Origin of the sequence: Ruegeria sp. TM1040 (genome assembly GCF_000014065.1) — a bacterium.
Taxonomy (GTDB): Bacteria; Pseudomonadota; Alphaproteobacteria; order Rhodobacterales; family Rhodobacteraceae; genus Epibacterium.
In genome coordinates this window covers 1,498,883-1,524,369 of sequence record NC_008044.1, presented here as the reverse complement: position 1 = coordinate 1,524,369, position 25,487 = coordinate 1,498,883, and the positions used below count along the sequence as shown (strand labels likewise).

Here is a 25,487-nt window from a genome sequence, read left to right as displayed (position 1 = left end):
TGTGGCAGAGTGCGTTGGGTCCGTGGGGCGACGATTAGGCTATTGTGCGACATCGGCGGTCGTTTTTTGACTGGACTAATGAACACATGTGTCCAGAATGGGGGAAATCGGTCCTGACAGGGAGATAAACCCATGAAAACCACCACGCGTGTGGCGATTATCGGCGGTGGCGTTGTTGGCTGTTCCGTCCTCTATCATCTGACAAAACTTGGCTGGTCCGATGTGATGCTGATCGAGCGGTCCGAGCTTACCTCGGGCTCGACCTGGCACGCCGCCGGTGGCTTTCACACGCTCAACGGCGACACCAATATGGCGGCGCTTCAGGGCTATACCATCAAGCTCTACAAAGAGCTCGAGGCCATCACCGGCATGTCGTGCGGCCTGCACCATGTGGGCGGCGTGACCCTTGCGGAGACGCAAGAGCGATTTGACATGTTGAAGGCAGAACGTGCCAAACATCGCTTTATGGGACTTGAGACAGAGATCGTAAGCCCCGAAGAAATCAAGAAAATCGCGCCTGTCACGAATATTGATGGGATCATTGGCGGCCTCTATGATCCGCTCGACGGCCACCTGGACCCCTCCGGTACCACGCATGCCTATGCCAAGGCCGCGCGGTTGGGCGGCGCCACGATCGAGACCCATTGCAAGGTGATCGAGACCAATCAACGCCCTGACGGAAGCTGGGACGTGGTCACGGAAAAAGGCACCATCCACGCCGAGCACATCGTCAATGCAGGTGGGCTCTGGGCGCGCGAAGTGGGGGCAATGGCGGGCATCTATTTTCCGCTGCACCCGATGGAGCACCAGTATATCGTCACCGACGAGGTGCCGCTTATCAAGGAGATCGTTGAGGCGGGCGGCGAGCATCCGCATGTGATGGATCCCGCTGGTGAAAGCTATCTGCGTCAAGAGGGTCGCGGGCTCTGTATCGGTTTCTATGAACAACCCTGCCGGCCGTGGGCGGTTGACGGAACCCCGTGGAACTTTGGTCATGAACTCCTGCCGGATGACTTCGACAAGATCGAAGACAGTATTGATTTTGCGTATAAACGTTTCCCAGCGCTGGCCGAGGCTGGGGTGAAGTCCGTGATCCACGGCCCCTTTACCTTTGCGCCAGATGGCAATCCTCTGGTGGGGCCGGTTCCGGGCGTGCGCAATTACTGGTCGGCCTGCGCCGTGATGGCCGGGTTCAGCCAGGGCGGCGGTGTCGGGTTGATGCTTGCGCAATGGATGGTCGATGGCGAGTGCGAACGCGACACCGCAGCCATGGATGTGGCGCGCTATGGCGATTGGATCACCCCCGGCTACACGCGCCCCAAAGTGGTCGAGAACTATCAGAAACGCTTCTCGATTTCTTATCCGAACGAAGAACTGCCTGCCGCGCGCCCCTTCCGCACAACGCCAATGTACGACATCTTTGATGAGATGGGCGCTGTCTGGGGGCACCAATATGGCATGGAGGTGCCCAACTATTTTGCCGCCGAGGGCGAGGCGCGGTTCGAAACGCCCTCCTTCCGCCGCTCCAACGCCTTTGAGGCCACCGCCCGCGAGGTGAAAGCCGTGCGAGAAGGCATTGGAATCAATGAGATTCACAACTTTGGCAAATATCGCATCACAGGCAGCGGTGCGCGCGCCTGGCTCGATCGCATCATGGCGGGCCGCGTGCCGCAACAGGGCCGTCTGAGCCTCACGCCGATGCTCTCACCCAAGGGACGCCTGATCGGGGATTTCACGATTTCCTGCCTCTCGGAGGGGGAGTTCCAGTTGACGGCGTCATACGGTGCGCAGGCCTATCACATGCGCTGGTTCCTGCAAAATCTCGATGCGAATGTTTCCATCGAGAATGTGTCGGATCAAGTGAATGGCTTTCAGATCGCAGGGCCAAAGGCGGCAGCGGTGCTGCAGGCCTGCACGCGGACCGATATCTCCGACATGCGCTTTCTAGATGTGCGTCGCCTGACGGTCGGGATGGTGGACTGCGTGGTGCAGCGGGTCAGCTACACGGGTGATCTTGGGTATGAAATTTACTGCGACCTGCCGAGCCAGCGTGCACTCTGGACGACCCTCTGGTGTGAAGGTCAGGGCCACGGGATGAAGCCCTTTGGCATGCGGGCCATGATGTCTTTGCGCTTGGACAAGTTCTTTGGATCTTGGCTGTCGGAGTTTTCGCCGGATTACACGGCGGCAGAGACCGGTCTCGATCGCTTTATCTCCTTCAAGAAACCCGTTGAATTTATTGGGAGATCCGCTGCCGAAGCCGAGCGGGAAACCGGGGCGGAGCGAAAGCTCTGCGCGTTTGAGGTCGACGCCGAAGACGCCGATGTGGTTGCCTATGAGCCGATCTGGCTCGATGGAGACGTCGTGGGGTTCTGCACCTCAGGTGGTTACAGCCATTTTGCGCAGAAATCCATCGCGCTTGGTTTTGTTCCGGTTGAGCGCGCAACAGAAGGTCTCGAGGTGGAGATCGAGATCCTCGGCAAGAAACAGCGCGCGCGGTTGATCACCGAGCCCCTGTTCGACGCGGATGGCGCCCGTATGCGCGGCTAAGGATGCGCCGGTAACGTATTGATTTAAAGAAGAAGGCCCGACGTCTGTCGGGCCTTCTTGTTCCTGGCGAGATTTGTATCTCGCGGAGCGTTTCCAAAACGCGCGACGATCAGAACGGGATTTCGTCGTCGTCGATGTTTTGCGAGGGGCCACCGCCGCCAAAGCCACCGCCCTGGTTGCCACCGCCGCCGCCATAGCTGCCGCCACCACCGTAGCCGCCCCCGCCGCCACCGTAGTCGCCGCCGCCCTGACCACCGCCAAAGCCGCCACCGCCGCCTTCGCCACGACCGTCGAGCATGGTGAGTGTGGAGCCAAAGCCCTGCAGCACAACCTCAGTAGAATAGCGATCCTGGCCGCTCTGGTCTTGCCACTTGCGGGTCTGCAGCTGACCTTCGACATAGACCTTGGACCCTTTGCGCAGATATTGCTCTGCCACACGCACCAGACCTTCGTTGAAGATCGCAACCGAGTGCCACTCGGTCTTCTCGCGGCGCTCGCCGGTGTTGCGGTCTTTCCAGGTTTCGGAGGTCGCAATCCGCAGGTTGCAGACCTTGCCACCGTTCTGGAAGCTGCGCACCTCGGGGTCGCGGCCAAGGTTGCCGATCAACATTACTTTGTTCAGGGATCCGGCCATGGGGGTCCTGTCCTTTGTTTTCTTATCTATTTCGGAGCGAGTGCGAGGCATCGCCAGAGCGTGATGTCGAATCCCGCTCGCTGTCTGCGGGTCAGAGTAACGAGCCTGACCGCGCGATGAAAGAGCGCCGGACGCGGGAAAGGGCGGTCTGCGCGTGATTTCCACAGGAGTTTGCGCAGAGTTTCGCAACTGGGAGGACACTTCTGCGGTGCTTATCTTTCATTTTAAGGATTGAGGCGCTATATTCCCGCCATCTGAACCGAAGAGTTTTCGATTTCACACATGCGACGTATTTCGACTGCTGCTCTCATCGTGACCTGCCTTGCTACACCTGTCGTGGCTAGTGATCTGTTCAGCAACAGCTCCAAGCGTAAGGTGTTTGCTGCCCAGACCAAGTTTCTGGATACCCGCGGGGCGACCCAATATCGCGGCTCGGAGCGGTTGAAACCCGACAGTCTTCAAGATGACGTGCTGCCGGTCTATCGCGGCAGCTATCGCGGGGAGTATCTGGAGGTGGCGCGCAGCGCTGCGCGTGCAAACGGTGTGCCAGAGGATCTCTTTTTGCGATTGGTGCAGCAGGAGAGCAACTGGAACCCCACCGCCGAGTCCCACAAGGGCGCGCTTGGTTTGGCGCAGTTGATGCCGCAGACCGCCCGTACTCTGGGCGTGGATCCGTTGGTCCCGGCTGAAAACCTGAGGGGCGGCGCCAAGTATCTGGCGCAGCAGTACCGCAAGTTCGGCTCTTGGCGACTTGCGCTGGCGGCTTATAACGCTGGACCTGAGGCGGTCACACGCCATGGCGGCGTGCCGCCCTACAAGGAAACCCAAAATTACGTGCGCAAGATCCTCGGTAGCTAATCGTGCCTTTGGAGTTGGTTGTGGCGGGTTTCTGTCCGTCCCTTGACGGGGGCGTTAATACAATTTTCAGCATCGTTAACCAATTTGCCGCGCCCCTATCGTTAACCGGTCATTAATCTGCCTTAATCAGACGTAAATCTCTCCCTCAACACGGAGGGACATTCAGTGAGTGGGAAAACGTTTGAAGGACAGCTGACACGGATCGGGTGGGAGCCCGGTGCGCGGCCGCGTCCCGAACTGGTGGACGACATCCTCGATTATCATGGTCGCGGTGGGCGTCGTGACATCGGCCCGACGCTTCTGGGCGTTGCCTTTGGCGCACTTCTGGGGCTGCTGCTCAAGGGCATGGCGCTGGATGGGTCGCCTTGGGGCGCGGGAACGGGGCTCTTTGGGGACGTCATCGGCGCCATTGCGCTGTGCGGATTTCTGGGCGCGGTGCTGGTTGCGTTCTTGGCGGCGCTGCGCGCAAAGTCCCAACCAGAGCTATTGCAGTTTGCATCGATCAACCTGCTGACGCTGTTGATCGTTTATATGGTCTGAGTTTGACCACGAGATACCCTCGGGTGGGACTGTGGGGTTGAAAGGGCGCGGCGCATAGGGCTGCGTCCTTTCTGCATCTGGAAGTTGTGGCGGCGCTGCGCTAGACCGCTGCACAGACCCCGGAGATCGCGATGTTCAAACTCTTACGCCATGCTTCCTGCCTTATACTATGTGCCGCGCCATTGGTTGCAGCCCCCTATCAGACAGCTGAGGATCTTGGGGAGGCGCTGTTCTTTGAGACGGATCTGTCTTTGAACCGCAGTCAGTCCTGTGCCACATGCCATGATCCCGCTGCGGGCTTCGTCGATCCCAGAGGTGACGCCGAAGGCGCGTTTTCCCGTGGAGACGATGGCGTGTCGCTTGGGGGGCGTCACGCACCCACCGCAGCCTATGCGTCTTTGTCGCCTGCCTTTCATCAGAATGACGCGGGCGAGTGGGTGGGGGGCCAGTTCTGGGATGGCCGTGCCGCTGATTTGGCAGAGCAGGCCGGAGGGCCGATCCTGAACCCCATCGAACTGGGGCTTTCAAGCCAAGCGGAGGCCATCGCTCGACTGGCCGCACATCCAGAGTATGTCGAGAGTTTTCAGACGCTCTATAGTGTCGACATCACCACAGATACGGAGGCGGGGTTCAAGGCGCTGACCCAAGCGCTTGCCGCCTTTGAGAGCAGTGACGTCTTTCAGCCTTTCGACAGCAAGTACGACCGCTTCTTGCGCGGGGATGTCGAGTTGAGCAGCGAAGAGGAGTTAGGCCGTCTCTTGTTCTTTTCGGAGCAGTTCACCAACTGCAACCAATGCCACCAGTTGCGCCGCAGCGCGATTGATCCCGCAGAGCCGTTTAGCGATTTTCGCTATCACAACATCGGTGTTCCCGCGAATGTGGCGGGTCGCCTTGAAAACGGGGTGGCAGAGGATTGGGTGGACGCCGGGCTTTATGAGAACCCCAGCGTTCTGGATCGCGCGGAGCGCGGCAAGTTTAAGACACCCACGCTGCGAAATGTGGCCGTGACGGGGCCCTATATGCACAATGGGGTGTTTCAGGATCTGCGCACCGTTGTGCTGTTTTACAATCGCTACAACAGCAAGGCCGCATCTGCACAGATCAACCCCGAGACCGGTGCGCCCTGGGGAGAGATCCCGGTGCCGGACACATTGGCGCAAAAGGAGCTGACCCATGGGCCGGCACTGGATGATCGTCGGGTGGATGCGCTGGTTGCTTTTCTCAAAACGCTGACCGATTCCCGTTACGAGCCCCTCCTGCAGGAGTAGAAAGGCGGGCGTTTAGGGATTGGGCGTTAAATTCCAAGAAAAAGACACAATTTCGAACCAAGCGCTTTACCGGGGATTCACTTCTGTCCCGCAACTTCGGCCCATCGTTACAGAAGGGCGAACAACACATGCTGGTAGAAAACAGCCATACTCCCGATGCCTTGGCTGAGGCATTTGCAACCGTCGACGGTCTTATGGCCACGGGCAAATTTGCACGCTCTCTCAGCGTGATGCTGCCTTTTGTTCAAACAGGTGAGCTGGATGCTGGCCTGCTGGATCGCACCGCCGATTGCTTCTTTGAAATGCGTGACTACGAGAATGCGGTAAACGTCATGCGCCATGTCACTGCAACCTGGCCCGATGATCCCTCCGCATGGGGCAAGCTTGGCCTGATGCTGCAAACCAAGGGTGATCTCCTTGGTGCCGAGCAGGCCTTTGAGGAAGTGCTGAAGCGCGATCCCAATTCGATCCCGGCGCTGACTGCGCTCAACGGGATTGAGACATTTTCCGTCGACAGCCTCTATGCCCAGCGCCTGATGTCGCTCTCCGAGCGTGAGGATCTGGATGCCAAACACCGTGCCTTGATCCACTATGCGCTGGCCCAGATCGCCCATGGGTCGGGCGAGGCAGAGGTCGCATTTACGCTGTTCCAATCTGCGCGCAACGAGGTGGCCGGTCCTTTTGCGCCTGCGATTTTCGACGAGATGGTCGCCGAGCAAGAAGCCTTGTTTGAACCGCGCCCGGCCTCTGAGGATGCGTCGCTGCTGCCCAAACTGGTCTTTATCGGCGGTATGCCGATGTCTGGCACCGGTCTGGTGGATCGAATTCTCGCACAGCACCCTGGCGTGTTCAGTGTTGGCGCAAAAACGGCGCTCTCGCGCACCCATGGTGCCATCCGCATGCATCTCGCCAAGACCGACCGTCCCTGCAACTACTGGGATTGGATGGAGCATCTGAGCGCAGAAGAAATCGACATCTTCCGTCAGTACTACCTCGAGCGCGCCCTCGGCGGTCAGGTGGCTGGTGGCAAGACCATTGTTGACGCGCATCCGCTGGGATGTCTGGAATTCGGCCTTGCACAATTCCTCTTCCCCGAGGCCAAATTTGTCTTCATGTCGCGTCACCCGATGGACACGGCGCTGGCCAATATCGCGTCCAACGTGCTGAACGGCAATGCGCTGGCATCGCGTACCGAATGGATCGCGCAGGTGATGCGCACGGTCTATTCCTCGGCAACCGTCTATGCTTCCAAACTTGGCGACAGCATGCGCCTGCAGTCCTACGAGGCGCTGGTGCAAAACTCCGAGCGTGAAATCGGCCTCCTCTTGGAGCATGCGGGTCTTGAATACAACGCCGCATGCCTCACACCAAATGCGCTCTGTGACGTGCCGCAGATTGCGACCATGCTTGGTCAGGAAGAGCTCTCGACTGAGACGCAGAACCAGTGGCTCCCCTATGAGGAGCAGCTGCAGGGGTTCTACGAGCAACTGGGCGGCGAACGCTGGGTCTCTGCTTGGGAAGATTTCGACAAGACGCTGCGCTGATCCCTGACGCGGTCACGGCCAGCGACAGAAGTCCTGTCCGACAAATGCCATAGGATTTGGCAATCTCAGCGGCCTTCCCAATCGGGAAGGCCGCTTTGTTTTCAAACGGGCAAAGGCATCACTCCGCCGCGATCTTGATGACCGGCTCCATACTCTCCAGAACTTCGCCGCTCAGATGGCATTTGATCTGGTGCCCGTTTTCAAGGGTCTGGATGGGCGGCACCTCAGCCTCGCAGAGGCCACCTGGAACCTTCGATTTCCAACGGCAACGAGTCTGAAACGGGCACCCGGAGGGCGGGTTCATGGCCGAAGGGATATCCCCCTCAAGCACGATATGGGTCTTTTCGACCGATGTGTCCGCGATTGGCACAGCAGACAACAGCGCCTCGGTATAGGGGTGATAGGGCGGTGAGAACACCTGCTCGGTTTCGCCAAGCTCGACCACATGACCGAGATACATCACCATCACCCGATCGCTGAGATAGCGCACAATCGAGAGATCGTGACTGATAAAGAGCAGGGTCGTCTTCTCATTGCGCTGGATCTCCATCAGGAGATCGGTCACAGCAGCCTGCACCGACACATCCAGCGCCGAGACGGGTTCATCCGCAACCACGATCCGCGCGCCCCCGGCAAAGGCACGGGCAATACCAACCCGCTGTTTCTGCCCGCCCGAGAGCTGTCGCGGCATCCGGTCGGCAAAGGCACGTGGCAGCTTCACCAGATCCAGAAGTTCGAGCATGCGCTGCTTTCTTGCGCCATCGCTGTCACCGATGCCAAAGATCTCCAGCGCCCGGATGATCTGCCGCCCGACCGTCATCGAAGGATTGAGCGTGTCGAAGGGGTTCTGGAACACCATTTGCACATCGGAAATGGTCTTTGCATCCCGCGCCTCGATCGGCACGTCCTCGATGTTGCGGTCGTCCAGAAGGATCTCGCCCTCGGTCGCTGTTTCCAGCCCCATCAGTACCTTGGCAAATGTGGATTTACCGCAGCCGGACTCGCCCACGATGGCAAGCGTCTCGGATTCGCGCGCCTCAAAGCTCAGTGTCTCATTGGCTTTGACAACCTTTCGCGCGCCGCCCCCAAACAGCGCATTGGCCGCGACCTCGTAATATTTCTTGAGCTTGTCCATCTTGAGCACAACCCGCCCGGGCTCTGTCTTGCTGGTTTGCTCCGCCAGAGCGAGCGGTGCGTTCCAGTCGATTTCTTCAAAGCGCAGACAGCGGGTATGGTGGCGTTCATTGCCCGGCACCGCCGCCATTGCGATGTCGCTTGCATCACAGCGCCCGGCTTCGAAATAGTCACAGCGTGGGCCAAAGTTGCAGCCGCGCGGGCGTTCATGGGGCAGGGGAAAGTTGCCGGGGATCGCCACCAGCGGACGCGCGTTCTTGTCGGCGCCCGGCAGGGGAATTGAGCGGAACAAGGCCTGCGTGTAGGGGTGGCGCATGTGGTCAAAGACATCCTCAATCGACCCGCGCTCCACCGCCTCACCGGAATACATCACGCAAATCCTGTCACAAGTCTCAAGAACAAGCCCGAGGTTGTGCGAGATAAACAGCATTGAGGTGCCGTATTTCTTGCCCAGATCCTTGACCAGTTCGACCACGGCGGCCTCAACAGTTACATCAAGTGCGGTGGTAGGCTCATCGAGGATCAAGAGTGCAGGCTTGGACATCAGTGCCATTGCAATGACGATCCGCTGCTGCTGCCCGCCCGAGAGCTGATGCGGATAGGAATTCAGCATCCGCTTGGGATCCGGCAGTTTTACATCCGTGACCACCTCGAGCGCGCGATCATAGGCCTCTTTCTCGCTGACACCCTCATGAATCATCGGCACTTCCATCAGTTGCTTGCCGATTTTCATCGCCGGATTGAGCGAGGCCATCGGCTCCTGATAGATCATCGCGATCTCGTTGCCGCGCACATCTCGCAGCTCCTCGGCGCTCATCTCCGCGAGATCACGGCCCTTGAACTTGATCGAACCACCGACGATGCGCCCGTTCTTGCCCAGATCCTGCATGACGCCCAACGCCACGGTGGATTTGCCGCAGCCGGATTCTCCGACCAGCCCAACCGCTTCGCCCGGTTGCACGGCGACCGAAAAGTCCATCACCGCTGGAATCTCGCGCAGCCTTGTAAAAAATGAGATCGACAGCTTGTCGATTTCAAGGATCGGGCCGTCATAGTCTGCGAGTTTGCTCATTTTGCTCTCCCTGACGGGTCAGCCGAGACCTCAAAGCCTCTTCTAACCCAAAATATCCCGGGGGTCCGGGGGCAGCGCCCCCGGCCGTGTTCTCATCAGTCCCGAAGGCTCTCTTCACGCAATCCATCTGCCAGCAGGTTGAGCCCAAGAACAAGGCTCATCAGGGCAATGGCGGGCGGCAGGGCGGGGTGCAGATAGATCGACAACAGCTTGCGTCCATCATTGATGGTGGAGCCCCAATCGGGGCTTTCCGGCGGCAGGCCAAGGCCAAAAAATCCAAGTGTTCCCAGTAGGATGGTGGTGTACCCAATGCGCAGGCAGAAATCGACGATCAATGGACCGCGGACATTGGGCAGGATCTCCCACAGCATGATGTACCAGGGGCGCTCACCACGGGTCTGCGCGGCAGCGACGTAGTCGCGGGTCTTGATGTCCAGCGCAAGGCCACGCACGATCCGAAACACCGTGGGGGAGTTCACAAACACCACCGAGACAAACACCACCAGCACCCCCCCGGGAATGTCAAAGAAATCCAGCGGCCAAAACGCGATTTTGGAACCTTCGGCGTTGATGAGCGACATGTACATCAGGACCATCGGAACCAGAACCAACGCCAGCCAGAAAGCGTTCTTGCTGGGCTGTGTGCGAAATCTTGAGTGGATCAAGACCCCGCAAAACACCATTGGAAAGGCAAAGAGCACCACCGCCATATACTGCGGCAGGCCTGTCGCAACGATCTCGGGCGTCACCAGAAGGTAGAACAGCAGGATCACCGGAAAGGCCAGAATGAGGTTGGCAAGGAAGGACAGGAACGTATCGAGCTTGCCACCGTAATAGCCTGCCGGAAGCCCCAATGTGATCCCAACCATAAAGGCAAAAAGCGTTGCCAGAGGCGCGTACTTCAATACCTCCCACGCCCCTTTGACCATGCGAGAGAACACGTCCCGTGCAAGGTTGTCTCCACCGAGAAGATACCAGGCATATTCTCCGTCTTCCACGCTGCGCAACGGAGTGCCGGGGACTTTGTTTTTCATGCCGGAGACCTGCGCCAGCGGGTCATGGGTGGCGATAAGGTCCATCGCACCAAAGACGCCGGTGAAGACCCAGAACATCACGAGGCCAAACCCGATCATGCCGATGGGGCTGTCAAAGAGCTTGCCATAGAGCCCAAGGCGTCTCTTGAACTTGATCGACAGCGAGAACAGCAAGAGCAGCGCGACCCAGGTGGGCCACATCTGCTGTGAAATTGCTCCGATGATCCCCGCACCCGTGCCCATGATCAGGCCCAGGACGAGATAGGCGAGTGCGATCGCCGCGACCGCGCCGAATGTGGCGCGCACCGCCAGCGCGGCCATCGCCTGCGGATTGCCTGCAAGAGAGAGGCTGCCATCGGCATTTGCCACATAGCGTGTGCCCGCGCTCATTGCGGACGCCAACATCCAGATCACAATGCTCGCCGCCAGCAGGATGAGCGCGATCACCAGGATCGGTGTGAGAAAGCCAAGAGCGCCAGTCCAAGTCAAAGGGTCCATGAAAAGCCTCCTGCCTTACGAGATACGGATACGGGGGTTCAAGAAGATGTAGCCGATGTCGGAAATCAGCTGCGTCAACAGAACCACGATGACGGAGACGACCGAAATCGCCAGCAGAAGCTCGATGTCGTTGTTGCTGGCCGCCTCGACCAGTGCCCAGCCGAAGCCCTTGTAGTTAAACAAGGTTTCGACAATCACGACTCCGTTCAACAACCAGGGGAACTGCAGCATGATTACCGTGAAGGGGGCAATCAACGCATTGCGCAGCGCGTGGCGCAGAACGATGTTTGGAAAACTCACCCCCTTAAGGCGTGCAGTCCGGATGTATTGGGCCGTCATCACTTCGGTCATGGAGGCGCGTGTCATCCGGGCGATATAGCCCATGCCATAGAGCGCGATGGTCAGTACCGGCAGGAAGAAATTCTCAAACGTCGGGTTCTCCATGGCAGCGGTTGCGGTGCCTTTGAACCATTTGAGCCCCACTGTGGAGGAGGCAAAGACCGCAATGAAGATCACGCCCGACACATATTCCGGCGTCGCGGTCGTCATGATCGACACGGTCGACAGGGACCTGTCGGTTGCCGAACCTTCGCGCATCCCGGCCAGAACGCCCACGATCAGGGCCGAGGGCACCATGAGGATCAAAACCCACATCATCAGATAGCCGGTGTTGCCCAGCCGGGTCTGGATGATTTCGCTCACGTCTGTTTTGAAACGTGTGGAATAGCCCCAGTCGCCTTGCAGAATGCCACAAAACCGCGCGGCCTGCGCGGCTTCTTCCGGGGTGACGGTTCCATCAATGCAACGCCCGGTGACGCCTTCCTCGCCGCTGCGCTGCCAACCGGGAACCACGCCCAGCCACTGGCCGTATTTCAACAGCATCGGCTGACCGTAGCCATTCTTATCAAGCCAGCTTGCAACCGCTTCGTCCGACATGCGGAAGTTGCCTTCGGTCTTGGCGAGTTTTTCGAGGTTTGGATAGAGATTGGTCATCACGAAGACGATGAACGTCAGGCACAAAGCCGTAATGATCATCACACCCGTGCGGCGCAATATGAATGGTCCCATGTGTTCCCCTGCAGACTGGCGGTCAGCTGGCCCTGAGACATTTGGACGTGGGTCGTCCAAATCGCGGAGGCCTTTATTGTTTTGAATTCAGGCGTGGTGCGTTGGGCCTGCCCCCAATCCGGTCCGAAAAACGGATTGGGGACAGGCCTTTAGGTAAAGGGGGCGCGATCAGGCAGCCCAGCCCCATTTGTAGTGATGGTGCTCGTAGGAGATATGCATATCGGCACCGCGCACGCCTTCGCGCATGTGACGGAACAGGGATTTCCAATAGGGCTGGATGGTGACACCCTCGTCCTGGATCATCTTCTGACCTTTGGCGACGACTTCGCGGCGCGCGTCGGCATCGGCGATGGCAAGCGCGTCGGCCAGGATCTGGTCGAACTCGGGGTTGGACCAGCCGAATTCGTTCCAGGCCTCACCTGAACGGTAGGCCAGCGCCCAGATCTGAACACCCAAGGGACGGTGGTTCCAGTTGGTCGAGCTGAACGGATATTTGGTCCAGTCATTCCAGAAGGTCGATCCCGGCAGCACGGTCCGCTTGACCTTGAACCCCGCGTCACGCAGCTGGGCAGCGACCGCATCGGTGGTGTTCTTGCGCCAGTCATCGTCGATGGAGAAGAGCTCATGTTCGAAATCCATCATGCCGGCTTCTTCCATCAGCGCGCGGGCGCCATCGGGATCAGCCGCCTCTTTAGGGAGCTCGGCATATTCAGGATGCGCCGGGCCGACGTGATGGTTTTCCGCAGCAACACCGCGGTTGCCATAGCCAAGCTCCAGGCAGACATCATTGTCCACCGCCATCTGCAGCGCCTTGCGCACGCGTTTGTCGGCATAGGGGGACATGCCGTCCACCTCGGCCAGCTGGTTGGGACGCACGACGATGGTTGCCATGGTGACAACTTCGGATTTCACGAAGCCAAGCGAGTCCATCAAGTCGATGAATTCGCCAACGGATTCATAGAGCATATCGACTTCTTCGGATTCCAGCGCTGCCAGCCACGACGACGGATCGGTGCCGAAATCGATGTATTCGATGCTGTCGAGCGCCGGCTTGCCGTAGATCGCTTCACCCCACCAGCTGTGGTTCTCATTGCGCGTGAGCACGCATTTGACGCCGACTTCGAGCTCGGAAATCAGATAGGGACCGGTGCCCACGGCGTTTTGCGCATCATCCGCGCTAAAGCTCGCATGGGTGATCGCTGCCGGATAATCCGCCATGCCCGGAATGATGGAAATGTCGGAGTTAGGCAGTTTCAGTTTCACGGTGTGGCTGTCTACCACCTCGATCGCGCCCTCGATGGCTTTGCCGGTGTCGGGATCGACAAGCGTGGCAAAGCGGCCAGCCATGGAGTTGCCTTCCATGTCCTTGTCGCACCAACCTTCGATGTTGCGGGCCACATCTTCGGCGGTAAAGTCGTCGCCGTTGTTCCATTTGACGCCCTTGCGAACGTTCAGGGTGTATTCATCGGCGCTGTCATTCACCTGCCAGCTCTCCAGGAGCATCGGGGTGAAGGAGCCGTCGTTGTTGTATTCAACCAGGTATTCAAGCGTGCCACGCGCCTGGTTGCCGATTTCGGACCAGTCGAAGGTGCGGGGATCCTTGAGGCCGCGCACGCTCATTTGCACGCGCAGGGTGCCGCCTTCTTTCATGTTGTCCGCCGCACGGGCAGGGGCGCTCAGGCCGATCATCCCATAGGCGGCGGTGGCCGAGACACCAAGCGCTGTCGCACGGGTCAGGAACTCGCGGCGCGAGATCTTGCCCGCCTTCAGTTCCTGCGCATGCATCTCAGCCGCCCAATGATGGGTCGTCGAGCTCTTGAGTTTGGTGGTGGTCATATATTTCTCCCTGTACTAGAGCGTCGTTGGGCGGCGACCTTCCCATGAGGCGGCGGTGCGATCTGCGGTCGATCCAAAAGGCACGCATCATACGGAGGTGTTTGATTTGTCATATGGTTCCCCAACATCACTATACGGCACCAGTTGGGCGGACAGGTCAATGCACAGTATCGGCATTAAAATGTCTAAATGCGACATTATCAGCGTCGCTTTTGATAAAAGGACACTTGTGTCTAGAAACTGGGCGTTCTGAGGCGATTCAGGGATTCCGACCAGAGGCAAGCTGAGCGCCATGTGCCTTCTTGCGCAGATCGCTTGGGGTGCTGCCCGTGTGCTGGGTAATAAAACGGGTGAAATAGGCGGCGCTTCCGAAACCGAGACTTTGCGCAATGTCGCGCATTGGCAAACGTGTCGAGGCGAGGAGGCTCCGCGCCGCGTGTAACTGCCGCTCGGTGAGCAGCGCTGCGGCGGTCTTTCCGGTCTCCTGCTTGCAAACGCGTGTCAGATGCGTCGGTGTCACGCCAAGCTCTGACGCATGGCCCGCCATGTTAAACGCCCCTTCGGCGTCTTGCGCCAGCCGCGCACAATAGGCGCGGCAGAGCCTGCGCGCGGCCGTGGGTTTTCGGTTCTCGGGCGCTCTGACCCAAAGCCGTTGCAGGTGGATGCCCACCAGATCAGCATAGCTCGTGATAGCTTTGGCGGTGTGGTCATCCGCGACCTGCTGCTCGCGCAAGGCCGCGTCAAAGAGCGCATTGATCCGCCCCTGCTCCTGCATGTCGTTTATGCGGATCTGCATCGGGGTTTCAGGAAGGCCGCAGGGGATGTCTTCGCCGATGCGCAGGACTTGCCCAATGCATTGTCGGCCCAACTCGAGCGAGAACAATGTTCGCGCTGGTATGCACAGGGCCGTATGAGGACCAAAGCCGCGACACTGCCCATCCAACAACACGCGGCCTTGACCGCGGGTGATCCAGATCACCAGATGGCAGTCGCGCTCGTGGGCCAATTCAACCTGCCAGGACCCTGCGGACATCAGCTGCAAAAGCGGTCGTACGTCCAGCGGTCCACGGATCTTGGGGTCAAATGGCATTATGAGCAGTCTTAAATTCCTAGCGTGATCGGCCCGAGAGTGACGCCTGCGGCTGATTCGATCAAATTCTTTGCAGGATTTGGCCAGAGCAGGCGGAAAAGAGCAGGCGGAAAAGTGTGCGCCGGGCTGCTGAATTCTGTGCAAGCTTTGGATCACGCCGCGCGAAAGCGGGTTCAGATTGTCTAGGCTCAGATCATGCCTGCGGCGAGACCCTCTGCCAAGATTTCATTCGGGCGCGGAACCAAGTGCGCTGCCGCTTGGCATATTGCCGGGTCGCAACTGAGGCGCGTTCCTCTGCTTGCTCTAGGGTGAGTGCGCCACTCAGATGCGCCATCAGCTCCGGGACGCCGATCGCTTTGCAGGAGGGAAGCGCGGGATCATACCTGTCCTGCATGGCGCGCGCCTCCTCGAGCGCGCCTTGGGCAATCATCATAGAAAACCGACGCCGAATGCGCGTTTCGAGCCAGTCGCGCTCTGCTTCGACCACCAGCGCGGTGCAATCCTTGGCAGGCAAGAGCGGTGGCGGCGTGTCATCCTGCCATTCGGCGAGCGGGCGTCCGGTGGCGCGCAATACCTCCCAGGCGCGTTGCACACGCGCGCGGTTCTGCATGTCGATGCGGGCGCGCGTCTCTGGATCGAGATCTGCGGCGAGCGTTTCGAGCGACAGAGTATCCGCTTCGGCGCGCACTTCGGGCGGGGTTGCGGGAATATCTGCCATCCCCTCTGTGAGTGTCAGAAAATAAAGCCCGGTGCCCCCAACAATGATGGGGCGCTTCGTGCCCTTCAAGAGCGGTGTGACATCGCGCAGCCAGTGCCCGGCGGAATAAAGTGTGTCATAGCTCAGATGACCATAAAGCGCGTGCGCTGCGCGGGATTCGTCTTCTGCCGAGGGGCGCGCGGTCACAACCCGCCAGCAGTCATAGACCTGGCTTGCGTCGGCATTGACGATCACGCCACCGCTGTGTTCGGCGATGCGCAGCGCCAGCTCGGATTTGCCAGATGCGGTTGGACCGGCAATCAGCACGGGCTGATCAGCTGGGATTTTATCAATATCCAACAAGGTTTTGCCCTGCGCCTTTGCTTGCCGTTGCCGCGATGAGGTCGCTCTACTTAAGAAGATCGGCAATTATCCGGCTGGCCGGATTGATCCTCGGCGGGTTTTGCTTCATTTTGCCGCGAGTTTTAACCCCGACATATCGCGGAGCGCAACATGCCCCAGAGCCCAGAGCAGCCGGACGTCTCATCGACCGTAAGTTATAACCGTGTGATGCTGAAAATTTCCGGCGAGGCCCTTATGGGAACGCAAGGGTTTGGTCTGCATCCGCCGACCGTGCGCAGAATCGCCGAAGAAGTGAAATCTGTGCATGATCTCGGCGTCGAGATTTGCATGGTGATCGGGGGTGGCAACATCTTTCGCGGGCTTTCGGGCTCGGCACAGGGGATGGAGCGGACCACCGCTGACTACATGGGGATGCTCGCAACCGTGATGAACGCGCTGGGGATGCAGTCCGCGCTAGAGGATCTCGGGGTGTTTACCCGCGTGATCTCGGCCATCCGCATGGATGAGGTCGCAGAGCCCTACATCCGCCGCCGCGCCGTGCGCCACCTGGAAAAGAAACGGGTCTGCATTTTTGCCGCGGGCACCGGCAACCCCTATTTCACCACCGATACCGCCGCGACCCTGCGCGCCAATGAGATGAATTGCGAAGCGATCTTTATGGGCAAGAACGGGGTGGACGGGGTCTATGACAAGGACCCCAAAACCAACGAGGACGCCAAGCGCTATGACAGCGTGAGCTATGACGATGTACTCGCCAAACGCCTGAAGGTCATGGACGCCTCGGCCATCGCGCTGGCGCGGGACAACAACCTGCCGTTGATTGTCTTTGGCCTGGACGAGCCTGGCGGATTCCGCGGCGTGCTTGCGGGCGAGGGCACCTATACCAAGGTACACGGTTAAACCGGCATCGGGCGAGAACTTGCAGCACGCGCCAACCGCAGAGGCGCGTGTTTTGCGTGCAATTTCACCAAGTTCCGAAGGTTTCGCGGGTGTTTGTCCGCCGAGATCGCTATACAATCTATACATGATGGCGTAAGAGCCATCCTCAAGACCGCCTCAAGCAAGGGGAGAGCAGAATGTCTGAAGAGTTTGAACTGGACACCGATGATCTGAAACGCCGCATGGACGGCGCGATGGCGAATCTCAAAACAGAATTCGCGTCGCTGCGCACCGGTCGCGCCTCCGCGTCGATGCTGGAACCGGTGATGGTGGATGCCTACGGGTCGATGACTCCGATCAACCAAGTGGGCACCGTGAACGTGCCCGAGCCGCGTATGGTGACCATCAATGTCTGGGACAAGGGTCTCGTTGGCAAAGTTGAAAAAGCGATCCGCGAGTCGGGCCTCGGTATCAACCCGCAGCTTAATGGCACCATCATCATGCTGCCGATCCCCGAGTTGAACGAGGAACGCCGCCGCGAGTTGACCAAGGTTGCCGGCCAATATGCCGAACACGCCCGCGTGTCGATCCGCAATGTGCGCCGCGACGGGATGGATCAGATCAAGAAAGCCAAAGCCGACGGCATGTCCGAGGACGACCAGAAATTCTGGGAGACCGAGGTTCAGGAACTGACCGACAAGATGATCAAGGCCGTGGACGCTGCGCTGGAGACCAAGCAAGCCGAAATCATGCAGGTTTGATCAGCTCAGATGTCACTCGTCACAGATAGCGCAACGCCGCGTGCGGCTGGTGCGGGAGATCCTGCACCGGGCGTTGGTGACGGGCCGAAACATGTAGCGATCATCATGGATGGCAACGGCCGCTGGGCGCAGGCGCGCGGGCGGCCACGGCTGTTCGGGCATCATGCGGGCGCGCGGCGCGTGCGCGAAGTGGTGGAATGCTGTCCGTCGCTTGGGATCAAGTATCTCACGATTTTTGCCTTCTCGACTGAAAACTGGAAACGCACACAGGTCGAGGTCGCAGGCCTGATGAGCTTGTTCCGGCGCTATATCTCCAAGGAAATGAAGGCGCTGGCGGCAAAGAATGTGCGCGTTCGTTTCATCGGAGACCGCGTGCGGCTCGACACCAAACTGGTGCAGCTGATGGATGCGCTCGAGCTCGAGACCGCAGGCAATGACGGCACTCACCTCACCATTGCGCTGAATTACGGCGGGCGGGATGAGGTGGCACGCGCAACTCAGCGTCTGGCACAGGATGTTGCGGATGGGCGGCTGGACCCCAGGGACGTCGATGAAGAAACCCTGCCGCGCTATCTCGACACCCATGTGCTGCCGGATCCGGATCTGGTGATCCGTACCTCAGGTGAGGCGCGGATCTCGAATTTCTTGCTGTGGCAGTCCGCCTATTCTGAATACGAGTTCATCGACACGCTGTGGCCCGATTTTTCATCCGAAGAACTGGCGCGCCTGTGTCGTAACTTCGGCAATCGAGACAGACGGTTCGGGGCCACCAAGAAATGAAAACACCTCTTAGCGCGCATGCCTCCAAGGCGAACCGTTGGGCCGATCTCGGACCGCGCACTGCCTCTGCGGTTGTGCTGGCCCTGTTGGGCGGCGCTGCGATTTATCTCGGCAACCTTGCGTTTGCCCTGTTTGTGTCCCTGAGCGTGGGCGCGGTTTTCTGGGAAGTCACCCGGATGTATCGTACCGATGGGAGCCTCCTTGCGCTTGGCTTTGGCGCGCTGGCTGCAGCTGCGGTGTGCGTTGCGTCAATCGTGCCGCTGTTTCTCGCGCTCTTGGTTCTCGCGGTGCCGATGGTGGTAGGAACCCGCATCCTCGAAGAGCGCAACCTCTCGTTTCTGGCGATCCTGGTCTGGGTGCTTCTTGGCGGTTTTGGACTGATTTGGATGCGTGAGGGCATGGGAGTCACCTGGACCATCTGGCTGATTTCCGTCGTCGTTGCGACGGATGTGGCAGGGTACTTTGCTGGAAAGACGTTCGGCGGACCGAAACTCTGGCCTGCCGTCAGCCCAAAGAAGACCTGGTCCGGCACCTCTGGCGGCTGGGGCGCTGCAGCAGGCGTGGGGCTGGTCTTTGCGCTCTTTGTCGGTCTTCCCTGGAGCCTCGTTTGGATCTCGGTTTTTGTGTCGATGGCAAGCCAGGCTGGTGACATCGTGGAAAGCGCGGTCAAACGCTACCGCAATGTCAAGGATTCAAGCCAGATCATCCCGGGCCACGGCGGTGTTTTTGACCGTTTTGATGGCATGCTGGGCGCTGGGGCACTCTGTTTCTTGATCGCCATCATCTGGGGATGAACCTGCCCCAACGCGGGGCGCGGGGCGGGTGATGCATGGGGTCACTATGAAAAAGATATCGATTTTTGGGGCAACGGGATCAATCGGGCAGAGCACCATTGACCTGATCCGCCGCGCCCCCGACGCCTATGACGTGGTGGCGCTCAGCGGTGGGCATAATGTGGCGCAGCTGGCGCGGGACGCCATAGAACTGCAAGCAGATATAGCGATCACGGCGCATGACGCCCGGCTTGAGGAGCTGCGCTCCGCGCTTGCGGGCAGTGGCGTTGAAGCGGCCTCGGGCGCGGCGGCCCTGGTGGAGGCCGCAAGCCGTCCTGCGGATTGGATCATGTCGGCCATCGTGGGCGCTGCGGGTCTTGCGCCGGGCCTCAAAGCGCTGGAGCAGGGCACGACGCTGGCGCTGGCCAACAAGGAATCCCTCGTCTGTGCGGGCGCGCTTTTGATGCAGACCGCTGCAGATCACGGCGCGCGGATTTTGCCCGTGGACAGTGAGCACTCAGCTGTGTTTCAGGCGCTTGTCGGCGAACGTATCGAAGAGGTCGAGCGTATCATCATCACTGCGTCGGGCGGTGCCTTTCGGGACTGGCCGCTGGAACGGTTAAAAACGGCATCATTGGCCGAGGCCTCTTCTCATCCCAATTGGGACATGGGGCAGCGGATCACGATCGACAGTGCGTCGATGTTCAACAAGGCGCTTGAAGTCATTGAAACCAGAGAATTCTTTGGTGTTGCGCCTGAGCAGATCGAGGTATTGGTGCATCCCCAGTCGCTGGTTCATGCGCTGGTCGGATTTCGCGATGGTGCGCTCATGAGCCACCTTGGCGCGCCGGATATGCGCCATGCCATCGGCTATGCGTTGCACTGGCCGGACCGCAATGCGCTGCCGGTGGCGCGGCTCGATCTGGCCGCAATCGGCCAGCTGGAATTTCGCGCGCCCGATCTTCAGCGCTATCCGGCGCTGAGGCTTGCGCAAGAGGTCATGCGGCGTGGCGGGCTGAGCGGGGCGGCCTTCAACGGCGCCAAGGAACGCGCGCTCGATCACTTTATCGCGGGGCGCATTGGTTTTCTGGACATGGCCAGCCTAACTGAAGAAGGACTGGCGACGCTCGAGGCCCAACCGGGCCTTATTGATGCCTCAATGACACTTGAAAACGTCACCCGAGTTGACGATCTGGCGCGTAGGGCGGTGGATCAGGTCGTGACGCAACGAACAGGATAGAGTTTTGGACGCAGTATTTTTGGTCTCGCAACTGGGCGGGCTCCTTTACACGATCGGCAGCTTTGTCGTGGTGCTTTCGATCATCGTGTTCGTGCATGAATACGGTCATTACATCGTGGGACGTTGGTGCGGCATTCATCCGGAGGTCTTCTCGCTGGGGTTTGGCCCGGTGCTGGCCAGCCGGGTCGACAAGCGCGGCACCCGATGGCAGCTGGCGGCCTTTCCGTTTGGCGGGTTTGTGAAATTTCTGGGCGACGCGGACGCGGCCTCTGGCAAGGATGCCAGCGCGATTTCGGCGGCCGAGCGCGACCCTGAACTGCTGCGCAAAACCATGCATGGCGCGCCGCTCTGGGCGCGGGCGGCAACCGTGGCGGCGGGTCCGATTTTCAACTTCGTCCTTGCGGCAGTGATCTTCACCGGCGTCAATCTGAGCCGGGGCCAGATGCAGGAGCCTTTTGCAGTAGGCGAAATCAAGCCACTGCCCGCAGAGAGCTACACCCTGCAGCCCGGTGACGAAATTCTGTCGGTCGCAGGGATCGTGACGCCAGATTTTTCTGACGCCGTTGCTTGGGGCGCCTTCGAGGGCGGCCTGCCAGTGGAAAAGGTTCTGGAGTATCGCGTTGTGCGCGACGGTCAGGAAATGATCGCCCGCGGGCCCTATCTGACCCCAAGCCTCGTCTCCGGTGTGGCGCCGCGCAGCGCGGCATCTGACGCAGGCCTGCGCGAAGGCGATGTGATCGTAGGGGTCGATGGTGAAGAGATCTTTGCCTTCTCCCACTTGAAGGAACGTGTCGAGACCGGTGCGGGTGCGCCCTTGGAGTTGACCGTCTGGAACGCGGGCCAGACACGCGAGGTGACACTAACGCCACGCCGAACCGATGAACCGACAGCCGATGGCGGGTTCCAGACCAATTGGCGGATCGGGATCGCCGGCGGGCTTGCCTTTGAGCCTGCGCGCGAGTCGGTCTCGCCTGTGGCCGCCGTCGGGCAGGGGGTGACACAGGTCTGGATCATGATTGAACAATCCCTTTCGGGTCTGAAACACATGATCACGGGTCAGATCAGCACCTGCAACCTCTCTGGCCCGGTTGCGATCGCCGAGATTTCCGGAACTCTGGCAAGCCAGGGGGCGATGAATTTCATCTGGTTGATTGCGGCGCTGTCGACAGGGATTGGTCTTTTGAACCTTTTTCCAGTGCCGGTGCTGGATGGCGGTCACCTGGTTTTCTTTGCCTATGAGGCCGTGACCGGGAAGCCCCCGAATGATCGCGCGATGCAGATCCTGATGACCATCGGCCTGACCCTGATCCTTGGTCTGATGATCTTTTCCGTCAGCAACGATCTTTTGTTCTGCTGAGACTGCGCCATGGCGCTTGGGCGGGATGGGGCAGCCTTGCCTCGTTCCCGCCCAGATCTCGCCACAAATCTTTCCTAGCTTCTCTTTGGGTGAGTGATTCCGGCGGCTGCCGGACCATAAGTGAATCTGGGGAACTTTCATGCATACGCTGCAGCGATCTTATGAAGGTCTGGACCTTCTGGTCCGCCTGAACATCGACCGCGTCCTGTTTGTGGGGGCGATCTCTTTTGCTATTTTTGCCGGGGTCTGGATCGGCTCTTTTCTCTGATCAGAGGGCGCAGCCGCAGATTTCTGCGAAGCCAAAACAGCTTAGGCAAAATTTCAAAGCAGCGGCTCCACGCCTGCTGCTTTTCTTGTTTTTGACAACGGGGTTCAAACCCGGTACGCAGCTTATCAAGCTGCTATAATAATTGGGTATAATTGATGGTCTGGGGGAAAAACGCGGCATGTGCCCGCGATGCGCGCCGAGAGGGCGCAATGTCCGTTTCTTTTAAGGGCTTTCTGGGAACCACCGCGCTTTCTGCGGTGCTGGCGATCGGGCTTGGGATCGCGCCGCTGCCGGCGCAGTCTCAGGAATTCCGGTTCACCAATGTACGCGTCGAGGGAAACCAGCGCATTCAAAGCTCGACCATCGTGGCCTATACGGGCCTCTCGCGAGGAGAGCGGGTGAGCGGTGGTGAGCTCAACGATGCCTACCGCGGCGTGTTTGACAGCGGTTTGTTCGAGTCTGTCGAACTGGTGCCCCGTGGCAATACGCTCGTCATCAAAGTGGTGGAATTTCCCACCATCAGCCGGATCAGTTTTGAGGGCAACAAACGTCTGAAGGACGACGCACTTGGCGAGGTGATTGAATCCTCGCCGCGCCGTGTGTTCAGCGCCGATCAGGCAGAACGCGATGCGGGCGCAATTGCTGAACTCTATCGCGCGCAGGGCCGTCTGGCCTCTCGGGTGACGCCGCGCATCATCCGCCGCAGCGACAATCGCGTCGATCTCATCTTTGAGATCTCCGAAGGCGATACCGTCGAAGTCGAGCGCGTCTCCTTTGTCGGCAACCGCGCGTTCTCGGATCGGCGTTTGCGGCGCATCCTTGAGACCAAACAGGCCACATTCCTGCGGGCTCTGATCAACCGGGATACGCTGATCGAGGATCGTATCCAGTTCGACCGTCAGGTGTTGACTGATTTCTACCGCTCGCGCGGCTATGTCGATTTCCGGGTCAACAGCGTCAATGCCGAAGTTACAAAGGAGCGCGATGCGGCTTTCCTCGTGGTGGATGTGACCGAAGGCCAGCAGTTTGAGTTTGGCGAGATCACCGTCACCAGCGAGTTTGCCGATGCAGATCCGGATCTCTACCGCAGTAAATTGCGCCTGAAGCCGGGCGTGACCTACTCGCCGCTGTTGATCGAAAATGCGATTGAGACTCTCGAGCAACTCGCGGTGCGTCAGGGGATTGATTTCCTGCGGGTGGAGCCGCGTGTCACGCGCAATGATCGGGATCTGACACTCGATGTTGAATTTGCAATGGTCCGCGGACCGCGGGTCTTTGTCGAGCGCATCGACATTGAAGGCAACACCACCACTCTCGACCGGGTGATCCGTCGACAGTTCCGCATCGTTGAGGGCGACCCTCTCAATCAGCGCGAAATCCGCAACAGCGCCGAACGTATCAAGGCTCTGGGCTTCTTCTCGGAATCCGAGGTGGATGTGCGTCAGGGCAGCACGCCAAGCGAGGTCATTGTTGATGTCGATGTGGTCGAGCAACCCACCGGTTCGTTCAACCTTGGTGGTTCCTACTCGGTGGACGACGGGATCGGGGTGGCAATCGGGATTTCCGAAAAAAACTTCCTTGGACGCGGTCAGCAACTGTCGTTCAATATTTCGACCACAGAAGACACCGAAGCCTACAATCTGCGCTTTGGCGAGCCCAAGCTTCTCGGCCGTGATCTGCAGTTCGCCATCGACCTCGGTCTGAGCGAAACAGAGTCGAGCTACTCCGAGTATGACACCAAAGAGGTGGTCTTCCGCCCATCCATCACCTTTGATGCCAGCGAAACCACATCGTTGCAGTTGCGGTATGGGTTTGAGCAGGACGAGATGGAAAGCCGTGGTCTCGACAGCAACAATCAACCTCTGGTTGGTCCGGTGCTTCAGCGCGAGATCGCAGAAGGCAAGCGCACGACAAGCTCCATCGGGGCGACCTTCACCTATGACAGCCGTCGCACCGGTCTCAACCCAACGGCCGGGTTCCTTGTCCAGAGCGGCATCGATTATGCGGGTCTTGGTGGGGACAATGAATACATCCGTGCCACCAGCAAGATCGTGGCGCAGAAGCTTGTGTTCAACGAAGAGGTCACTCTGCGCGCCACCGTGGAAGCAGGCTATCTTGGCTGGCTCGGTGACAATCGCAGCCGCACCATCGATCGCTTTCTTCTGACTTCGGACACTCTGCGTGGCTTTGAGCCTGGCGGGATTGGTCCGCGTGATATGAGCGGCTCTTACGACGACGCGCTCGGCGGCAACCTTTATGCGGTCGCGCGTTTTGATGCGGAGTTCCCTCTGGGCCTGCCGGAAGAGCTCGGCCTGCGTGGCGGTCTCTTTTATGACGTCGGCAACCTCTGGGGGCTGGAAGATTCCAACGCTGATTTCGGCAGCAATGTCGTCGGACGCGACGGCTCCTTCCGCCATGTCGTCGGCTTTTCGCTTCTCTGGACCACGGGCCTTGGACCATTGCGGTTCAACTTCTCCAAGGCACTGGTCAAGGAAGACTTCGACAAGGAGCGGAACTTCGACCTGACCATTCAGGCGCGGTTCTAATCCCGTTGCGACGTCTGATCTCAACACATCTGCTTTGGGCAGTGGGGCTGAGTGCCCTGCTGCCCGCAGCAACTTTGACGGCACAGGAACCTCCTGTGGCCACCGTGCCGGGGATTGGCCTTGGGGGATTCTCCCCCGAGCAGAATCTCGGCATTCCCAAAAGCCTGATCCTGACCATCCATTCCGATCGGCTCTATTCCGAGAGCGCCTATGGCCAGCGGATCGCGCGGGAGATGGAAGGACGCAGCGCCGTGTTGATGGCGGAAAACCGTCGAATCGAAGCTGAGCTCAGAGCCGAGGAACTGGATTTGGCAGAGCGACGCGCCACCACCGACCCGGAGGCGTTCCGCGCCTTGGCGCAGGCCTTTGATCAGAAGGTGCAGGAAACCCGCACGACCCAAGAAGCAAAGTTTGTGGAAATCACCACCGCCAGAGACGAGGCACGGCGGGCGTTTCGACAGACGTCGATCCCGATCCTCGAGCAGATCATGGCAGAAACCGGAGCTGCTGCGATCCTTGAACAATCGACCGTGCTTCTGAGTGCTGACGCCATTGATGTCACCGACCTCGCCATCACGCGGATCGACACCATCCTCGGCGAAGGCCTCGATGCCAGCGAACCGGACAGCAATCAGCCCTGAACTTGCCCGAAGGGGCGGCAATTGCTACCACACATATCTGACGAAACCAATGGAAC

At 59.4% G+C, this 25,487-nt stretch carries 21 protein-coding genes; 14 read left to right on the top strand and 7 right to left on the bottom strand.

Annotated elements, in window-relative coordinates; translation table 11 throughout:
- The first annotated feature begins 132 nt into the window (after positions 1-132).
- On the top strand, positions 133-2,550 hold the full coding sequence (locus TM1040_RS11500; RefSeq protein ID WP_011538762.1) for a GcvT family protein: 2,418 nt from the start codon (positions 133-135) through the stop codon (positions 2,548-2,550).
- Positions 2,551-2,659: 109 nt separating this feature from the next.
- On the opposite strand, the gene ssb is transcribed toward TM1040_RS11500, so the two are convergent.
- Positions 2,660-3,184, bottom strand: coding sequence for a single-stranded DNA-binding protein (gene ssb / locus TM1040_RS11495; RefSeq protein ID WP_011538761.1), 525 nt, complete (start codon positions 3,182-3,184; stop codon positions 2,660-2,662).
- 282 nt (positions 3,185-3,466) lie between these two features.
- Between ssb and TM1040_RS11490 the strand changes: the two genes are divergently transcribed.
- The 4 genes from TM1040_RS11490 (at position 3,467) to TM1040_RS11475 (ending at position 7,394) form a co-directional block, all read left to right on the top strand.
- A complete protein-coding gene (locus tag TM1040_RS11490) occupies positions 3,467-4,042 on the top strand; it encodes a lytic transglycosylase domain-containing protein (protein WP_011538760.1) in 576 nt (191 codons plus the stop codon).
- A 165-nt stretch (positions 4,043-4,207) separates the two neighbouring features.
- On the top strand, positions 4,208-4,582 hold the full coding sequence (locus TM1040_RS11485; RefSeq protein ID WP_011538759.1) for a hypothetical protein: 375 nt from the start codon (positions 4,208-4,210) through the stop codon (positions 4,580-4,582).
- 131 nt (positions 4,583-4,713) lie between these two features.
- Complete coding sequence (locus tag TM1040_RS11480; protein ID WP_011538758.1) at positions 4,714-5,850, top strand: cytochrome-c peroxidase; 1,137 nt, start codon at positions 4,714-4,716, stop codon at positions 5,848-5,850.
- 128 nt (positions 5,851-5,978) lie between these two features.
- The gene (locus TM1040_RS11475) at positions 5,979-7,394 is read left to right on the top strand and encodes a tetratricopeptide repeat-containing sulfotransferase family protein (protein ID WP_011538757.1); all 1,416 of its coding nucleotides are present in this window, start codon (positions 5,979-5,981) and stop codon (positions 7,392-7,394) included.
- A gap of 118 nt (positions 7,395-7,512) precedes the next feature.
- On the opposite strand, the gene TM1040_RS11470 is transcribed toward TM1040_RS11475, so the two are convergent.
- The 6 genes from TM1040_RS11470 to miaA form a co-directional block, all read right to left on the bottom strand.
- On the bottom strand, positions 7,513-9,600 hold the full coding sequence (locus tag TM1040_RS11470) for a dipeptide ABC transporter ATP-binding protein (protein ID WP_011538756.1): 2,088 nt from the start codon (positions 9,598-9,600) through the stop codon (positions 7,513-7,515).
- A gap of 95 nt (positions 9,601-9,695) precedes the next feature.
- Positions 9,696-11,132 carry an ABC transporter permease gene (locus TM1040_RS11465; protein ID WP_011538755.1) on the bottom strand — a complete coding sequence of 479 codons (1,437 nt, stop codon included), beginning with the start codon at positions 11,130-11,132 and terminating at the stop codon, positions 9,696-9,698.
- A gap of 15 nt (positions 11,133-11,147) precedes the next feature.
- Entirely contained in the window at positions 11,148-12,200 is a 1,053-nt protein-coding gene (locus tag TM1040_RS11460) for an ABC transporter permease (RefSeq protein WP_011538754.1), read from the bottom strand.
- Positions 12,201-12,368: 168 nt separating this feature from the next.
- Entirely contained in the window at positions 12,369-14,036 is a 1,668-nt protein-coding gene (locus TM1040_RS11455; RefSeq protein ID WP_011538753.1) for an ABC transporter substrate-binding protein, read from the bottom strand.
- Positions 14,037-14,295: 259 nt separating this feature from the next.
- Positions 14,296-15,126, bottom strand: coding sequence for an AraC family transcriptional regulator (locus tag TM1040_RS11450; protein ID WP_011538752.1), 831 nt, complete (start codon positions 15,124-15,126; stop codon positions 14,296-14,298).
- A 193-nt stretch (positions 15,127-15,319) separates the two neighbouring features.
- Complete coding sequence (miaA, locus tag TM1040_RS11445; protein ID WP_044026749.1) at positions 15,320-16,183, bottom strand: tRNA (adenosine(37)-N6)-dimethylallyltransferase MiaA; 864 nt, start codon at positions 16,181-16,183, stop codon at positions 15,320-15,322.
- Positions 16,184-16,336: 153 nt separating this feature from the next.
- Here miaA and pyrH point away from each other — a divergent pair, with 153 nt between their 5' ends.
- The 9 genes from pyrH (at position 16,337) to TM1040_RS11405 (ending at position 25,431) form a co-directional block, all read left to right on the top strand.
- Complete coding sequence (gene pyrH, locus TM1040_RS11440; RefSeq protein ID WP_011538750.1) at positions 16,337-17,086, top strand: UMP kinase; 750 nt, start codon at positions 16,337-16,339, stop codon at positions 17,084-17,086.
- A 176-nt stretch (positions 17,087-17,262) separates the two neighbouring features.
- Entirely contained in the window at positions 17,263-17,826 is a 564-nt protein-coding gene (gene frr, locus TM1040_RS11435) for a ribosome recycling factor (RefSeq protein WP_011538749.1), read from the top strand.
- A gap of 9 nt (positions 17,827-17,835) precedes the next feature.
- Positions 17,836-18,606, top strand: coding sequence for an isoprenyl transferase (locus tag TM1040_RS11430; RefSeq protein ID WP_011538748.1), 771 nt, complete (start codon positions 17,836-17,838; stop codon positions 18,604-18,606).
- Entirely contained in the window at positions 18,603-19,400 is a 798-nt protein-coding gene (locus TM1040_RS11425) for a phosphatidate cytidylyltransferase (RefSeq protein WP_011538747.1), read from the top strand. Before TM1040_RS11430 ends, TM1040_RS11425 begins: the two co-directional genes overlap by 4 nt.
- Before the next feature lie 46 nt (positions 19,401-19,446).
- The gene (gene dxr / locus TM1040_RS11420) at positions 19,447-20,619 is read left to right on the top strand and encodes a 1-deoxy-D-xylulose-5-phosphate reductoisomerase (protein ID WP_044026748.1); all 1,173 of its coding nucleotides are present in this window, start codon (positions 19,447-19,449) and stop codon (positions 20,617-20,619) included.
- A 4-nt stretch (positions 20,620-20,623) separates the two neighbouring features.
- Positions 20,624-21,976, top strand: coding sequence for an RIP metalloprotease RseP (gene rseP / locus TM1040_RS11415; protein ID WP_011538745.1), 1,353 nt, complete (start codon positions 20,624-20,626; stop codon positions 21,974-21,976).
- A gap of 139 nt (positions 21,977-22,115) precedes the next feature.
- A complete protein-coding gene (locus tag TM1040_RS20565; protein WP_011538744.1) occupies positions 22,116-22,244 on the top strand; it encodes a hypothetical protein in 129 nt (42 codons plus the stop codon).
- Between the two features lie 209 nt (positions 22,245-22,453).
- Positions 22,454-24,790: an outer membrane protein assembly factor BamA gene (gene bamA, locus TM1040_RS11410; RefSeq protein ID WP_044027122.1), complete on the top strand. Its 2,337-nt coding sequence runs from the start codon at positions 22,454-22,456 to the stop codon at positions 24,788-24,790.
- A 95-nt stretch (positions 24,791-24,885) separates the two neighbouring features.
- Positions 24,886-25,431: an OmpH family outer membrane protein gene (locus TM1040_RS11405; RefSeq protein WP_011538742.1), complete on the top strand. Its 546-nt coding sequence runs from the start codon at positions 24,886-24,888 to the stop codon at positions 25,429-25,431.
- Positions 25,432-25,487 lie beyond the last annotated feature (56 nt).